Source organism: Burkholderia sp. Ac-20392 (assembly GCF_017104585.1).
GTDB lineage: Bacteria > Pseudomonadota > Gammaproteobacteria > Burkholderiales > Burkholderiaceae > Burkholderia > Burkholderia lata.
On sequence record NZ_JAAGPB010000531.1, the window covers coordinates 1 to 5,091 of the forward strand.

5 protein-coding genes and 1 pseudogene are annotated in these 5,091 nt (G+C 67.1%); 2 read left to right on the forward strand and 4 right to left on the reverse strand.

The window, feature by feature from the left end; all coding sequences use genetic code 11:
- Nucleotides 1-200: 200 nt before the first annotated feature.
- Complete coding sequence (gene cadR, locus G3N99_RS33845) at nt 201-632, forward strand: Cd(II)/Pb(II)-responsive transcriptional regulator (RefSeq protein WP_011350541.1); 432 nt, start codon at nt 201-203, stop codon at nt 630-632.
- 68 nt (nt 633-700) lie between these two features.
- Nucleotides 701-1,273, forward strand: a complete 573-nt coding sequence (locus G3N99_RS33850; RefSeq protein ID WP_174940200.1) for a PadR family transcriptional regulator — start codon at nt 701-703, stop codon at nt 1,271-1,273.
- 45 nt (nt 1,274-1,318) lie between these two features.
- Here G3N99_RS33850 and G3N99_RS33855 read toward each other — a convergent pair whose 3' ends face one another.
- From G3N99_RS33855 to G3N99_RS42155, 4 genes and pseudogenes are all read right to left on the reverse strand, one after another.
- Entirely contained in the window at nt 1,319-2,749 is a 1,431-nt protein-coding gene (locus G3N99_RS33855; protein ID WP_206124546.1) for an FAD-binding oxidoreductase, read from the reverse strand.
- A gap of 15 nt (nt 2,750-2,764) precedes the next feature.
- Nucleotides 2,765-3,553, reverse strand: a complete 789-nt coding sequence (locus G3N99_RS33860; protein ID WP_174940204.1) for an ABC transporter substrate-binding protein — start codon at nt 3,551-3,553, stop codon at nt 2,765-2,767.
- Nucleotides 3,554-3,610: 57 nt separating this feature from the next.
- On the reverse strand, nt 3,611-4,765 hold the full coding sequence (locus tag G3N99_RS33865; RefSeq protein WP_011350537.1) for a pyridoxal phosphate-dependent aminotransferase: 1,155 nt from the start codon (nt 4,763-4,765) through the stop codon (nt 3,611-3,613).
- Nucleotides 4,766-4,975: 210 nt separating this feature from the next.
- Nucleotides 4,976-5,091, reverse strand: a pseudogene (locus G3N99_RS42155) (TetR/AcrR family transcriptional regulator); the annotation flags it as partial.

Here is a 5,091-nt window from a genome sequence, read left to right on the forward strand (position 1 = left end):
TGCCTTCGGCGCCGCGTCGGCGACGGTGGCCGTATCCGTATCGTGCGCGTCGGCGCAGCGCGGAGCGGCGCCGCCGGCATGACGGTGTCGTGGGTCGTGGGTACGCTGGGCGTCGGTCATGACAACCTCCTCAATGGCTAACGGTGTAGAGTTAACACCCTGAAGCCACTACAAGGTCAACCCTTACACGGGAGAAAGGCATGAAGATCGGCGAACTGGCCAAAGCGGCCCGCTGCACACCTGAGACGATCCGTTTCTACGAGAAAGAGGGTCTGATGCCGGATGCGGAGCGCACCGACTCGAACTACCGCAACTACACCGACGTGCACGTCGAACGGCTGCGCTTCATCCGCAACTGCCGCGCGCTCGACATGGCGCACGACGAAATCCGCGCGCTGCTGCAGCTCACCGACACGCCGGCCGATCCCTGCGATTCGATCAATTCGCTGCTCGACGAACACATCGGGCACGTCGATGCGCGCCTCGCGGAACTCACGCATCTGCGCGACCAGCTCACCGAATTGCGCCGCCAGTGCGTCGGCGAACATTCGGTCGAGGATTGCGGCATCGTGCACGGTCTCGCGACGATGGAAACCGTCGCCCCGGCCGCGAAGCGCTCGCACCTCGGCTGAAACCCTTGTGAAATATGATAGTCTGGTTGAGAATAGTTATATTCTTACTAGATATCAAATAACTACTCATGTCTACCAGTCGCCCGTCCCCGCTCGCGCTGGCCGTCCTCGCGACGCTGACCGAAACGCCGATGCATCCGTACGGGATGCTGCAGCAACTGAAGGCTCGCGGGTACGACGAAGTCGTCAACGTGCGCCAGCGCACGAGCCTCTACCAGACGATCGACCGGCTGCTGCGCGACGGAATGATCGCCGTGCACGACACCGAGCGCGACGGCGCGTTTCCGGAGCGCACGCTGTATGCGCTGACGGAGGCCGGGCACACGGCCGGGCAGGCGTGGCTGCATGCGCTGCTCGCCGAGCCCGCGCGGGAATTTCCGGCGTTCGGCGCCGGTCTCGCGTTCCTGCCGCTGCTCGATGCCGAAGATGCGCGCCACCAGCTCGAGCTTCGGATCGCCCGGCTCGATGCCGAGCGCGAGCGCCTTGAAACGCTGCGCGCCACCGCGCAGGCCGACCAGGTGCCGCGCCTGTTCCTGCTGCAGAACGAGCATGCGCTCGTCCTGCTCAATGCCGAACTCGAATGGGCGCGCAGCGTCGTCGAACACCTGAAGATCGGCGCGCTGCGCTGGGTGGACGGCTGACGCATCACGCAGGCCAACGCCCGACGGCAAGAGGCATCGCCCCGATCAAAGCACCTTGCCGGGATTCAGGATGCCGAGCGGATCCAGCGCGGCCTTCAGGCGTCGCATCAATCCGATTTCCGCGTCGCTGCGCGTATGCGCGAGATAGGGACGCTTGAGCACGCCGATCCCGTGCTCGGCCGACACCGAGCCGCCCATGTCACGCACCACCTCATACACGCAGTGATCGAGCGCATCGAGATCCGCATCGGTCATCCCGGCCAGCGACACGCCGATATGCACGTTGCCGTCGCCGACATGGCCGAAGAACAGGCACGTGACATCCGGCCAGCGTGAGCGCAACGCCGCCTCGCAGCGCTCGGCGAACGCGCCGAGCTCGCCCGTCGGCAGGCTCACGTCGAAGTTGACGAGATGCGGCAGCGCGTCGATCGCGAGGCCTTCGCGCAGTGTCCACAAGTCGCGCGCCTGTCGCTCCGACGTCGCGAGCACCGCATCCTCCACGAGCCCGGCGTCGAACCCCGCCGCGAGACCGGTTTCCAGCGCCTGGTGCGCGTCGCCGCCCAGTGCGCTCGTCGCGCATTCGATCAGGATCGCGAAGCCATCGTCGCCGACAAACGGCGCCGAAACGCCCGGCGTGTGACGCGCGACGTAGTCGTAGAACGCCGGCCACATCGCCTCGAAGCTGACGACCTCCGGCAGCGTCCGCACGCGATTCCACAGCGCAACCACCGCGTCGTAGTCGCGCACGCGGCAAAGCGCCGTGGCCGGTGCAGCGAGCAACGGATGCAGCCGCAGCACCGCCCGCGTGACGACGCCGAGCGTCCCCTCGCTGCCGATGAACAACTGCTTCAGGTCGTAGCCCGCGTTGTTCTTCAGCATCCGGTTCATCGACGACACGACCGTGCCGTCCGCGAGCACGGCTTCGAGCCCGAGCACCTGCTCGCGCATCATCCCGTAGCGGATCGCGCGCGTGCCGCCCGCGTTGGTCGCGAGCATGCCGCCGATCTGGCATGAGCCGCGTGCGCCAAGATCGACGCCGAACGTGAAACCCGCCGCTTCCGCGGCTTCCTGCACCGTCTGCAGCGGCGTCCCGGTGCGCACGGTCATCGTGCCGGCCGCCACGTCGAGCGCCTCGATGCCCGCGAAGCGTTCCATCGACAGCACCACCTCGTCGCCAAGCGCGACCGCGCCGCGCGCGAGCCCCGTCAGCCCCCCCTGCGGCACGACCGGCTGGCCGAGCCGCGTGCACAGCGCGAGCGTGCACGACACGTCGTCGACGCTGCGCGGGCGCACCAGCGCGCGCGGCCGCACGCCGGCCGGCTCGTTGTACGCGGTGAAGTAACGCGGATCGATATCGGGCGAGCGCGTGACGAGCGCATCGCCCAGTTCGGCGACGAGTTCGGCTTCGAGCAAATCACCCGACAGCGGCGCGCCGCGTTGTTCGCCACCCGCAGCGGCCGTGTTCCGGTTCTGCATCGCGTGCGGCTCCGCTTACTTCGTCGAGATGTCGATATCGCCGAAATACTTCAGGCCGAGCGACTTCACCGTGCCGTCCGCCTTCAGCTTGTCGATCGCCGCATCGAGTTTCGCCTTCAGCGCGCTGTCGCCTTTGCGAAGTCCGAATGCGATGCCGCTGCCGAGGATCTTGTCGTCGCGCACGGGCTGACCGACGAACGAGAAGCCCTTGCCGTCCGGACGCGACAGGAAGCCGCGCTGGCCGGACGGTGCGAGCACGAGCGTCGCGTCGAGTCGGCCGGACACGAGGTCCGCGTACGCCTGGTTCTGGTCCTGGTACGCGACGACCGCGACGCCGGCCGGCTCCCAGTGCGCCTTCGCGAAGGTTTCCTGGATCGACGCCTGCAGCACGCCGACACGCTTGCCCTTCAGCGATTCCGGCGTCGGCAGCAGGCCGCTGCCGGTGCGCGCGATCAGCTGGGTCGGCACGCGATAGATGATCGTCGTGAAGTCGATCGCCTGGCGCCGCTGCTCGGTCGCGTTCATCGCCGAATTGATCGCATCGAACTTGCGGCCCTGCAGCGCGGGAATCAGCCCGTCGAACGACGTCTCGACCCATTTGCACGACAGCTTCGCCGTCTGGCAGACGGCATTGCCGACGTCGACGTCGAAGCCTTGCAGGTCGCCGTTCGGCGCTTTCGATTCGAACGGCGGGTATTGCGCTTCGAGGCCGAAGCGCAGCGTCTGCGCATCGGCGAGCGCCGCGCCCGAGCCGATTGCGCATGCGAGTGCGAACGCGAGTTTCAGGGTGGCCGTGTGTTTCATCGTGATCTCCTGTGTCTGGTCGGTGCGACGCTCCCGTCGCCGGTTGACGTACGGGCTTTACAGCGAACGCAGCCGCCGCGCGCCCTCGACCAGCGTCGCGTCGTCCTTCGAAAAACTGAGCCGGATCACGCCGGCGTCGGTGCCGTCGGTGTAAAACGCCGACAGCGGAATCGTCGCGACGCGCGCGTCGCGGATCAGGCGCAGCACGAAATCGCTGTCGCTTTCGTCCGAGAAGTGCCGGAAGCGCGCAAGCATGAAGAACGAGCCTTCGCTCGGCAGCAGCTCGAAACGGGAATCGGCCAGCTCGCGCGCGAGCAGGTCGCGCTTGGCCTGGTAGAACGCCGACAGGCCGAGATAGCTGTCCGGCCGCGCGAGGATCTCCGCGAATGCGACCTGCATCGGCGTGTCGGCCGCGAACACCATGAACTGGTGCACCTTGCGGATCTCGTCCATCAGCTCGGCCGGCGCGACGCAATGGCCGACCCGCCAGCCCGTCACGTGAAACGACTTGCCGAACGACGACACGATCACGCTGCGCTCGGCCAGCTCGCGATGGCGCGCCATGCTCTGGTGCTGCGCGCCGTCGAACACGACGTGCTCATAGACCTCGTCGGACAGGATCACGATGCCGGTATCGCGCGTGAGCTGCGCGAGCCGTTCGAGATCGTCGGCGGAAAACACGGTCGCGGTCGGGTTGTGCGGCGTGTTGACGATGATCATCCGCGTGCGCGGGTTGATCGCCGCGGCGACTTCGTCCCAGTTCACGCGGAAATGCTCGGGCGACAGCTTGATCGCCACCGGCGTCGCGCCCTGCAGCCGCACGATCGGTGCATAGCTGTCGAACGACGGCTCGAAGTAGATCACCTCGTCGCCCGGGTGCACGAGCGCGCTGATCGCCGCGTAGAGCCCTTCGCTCGCGCTGGCGATCACCGTGATCTCGGTGGCCGGGTCGTAGTGCGTGCCGTACAGCGCCTCGGTCTTTTCGGCGAGCCGCTCGCGCAGCGCCATGACGCCGGCCATCGGCGCGTACTGGTTGTGCCCGTCGCGCATCGCGCGCGCGACGCCTTCGACGAGCGACGGATCGGGCGCGAAATTCGGCGCGCCCTGCGACAGGTTCAACGCATCGTGCTGAGCAGCCAGTTGGCCGATCACCGTGAAGATCGTCGTCCCGACGTCGGGCAGTTTCGAACGGGGCGCGGTCGCGCTTCGCATGACTCCTCCTTCTGATGTCCTTCGGGCGGCCGCGCGCGACACGCACGGCCAGCATCTGTCGCACGATTTAGCCCGAGCCAATATCGGTGGACAATCGAAAGTTCGTCATGGCGGCCATGCATTTTTCTCATGGCTCGCCGGGAGGGGTACGCAGCGGCAAGGCTAGCCTGTCAGCGCGACATGCGAATCAGGCATTTCCCCTAGGGGAAGTTACTGGCCAGCCGCCGCCAGGTACGCGAGCAGCACGGCCCGCAGTTCGCCGCGCAGCGCGGCGATGTCGAACGCGGGCCCGAGCGTCAGCAACGCCTGCGAAAGCCCGCCGTAGC

What these genes read in the sequence shown, in the direction of transcription:
- G3N99_RS33855 (WP_206124546.1), bottom strand. Translation starts at nt 2,749, where the DNA reads ATGCAGAACCGGAACACGGCCGCTGCGGGTGGCGAACAACGCGGCGCG.
- G3N99_RS33850 (WP_174940200.1), top strand. Translation starts at nt 701, where the DNA reads ATGTCTACCAGTCGCCCGTCCCCGCTCGCGCTGGCCGTCCTCGCGACG.
- G3N99_RS33860 (WP_174940204.1), bottom strand. Translation starts at nt 3,553, where the DNA reads ATGAAACACACGGCCACCCTGAAACTCGCGTTCGCACTCGCATGCGCA.
- G3N99_RS33865 (WP_011350537.1), bottom strand. Translation starts at nt 4,765, where the DNA reads ATGCGAAGCGCGACCGCGCCCCGTTCGAAACTGCCCGACGTCGGGACG.
- cadR (WP_011350541.1), top strand. Translation starts at nt 201, where the DNA reads ATGAAGATCGGCGAACTGGCCAAAGCGGCCCGCTGCACACCTGAGACG.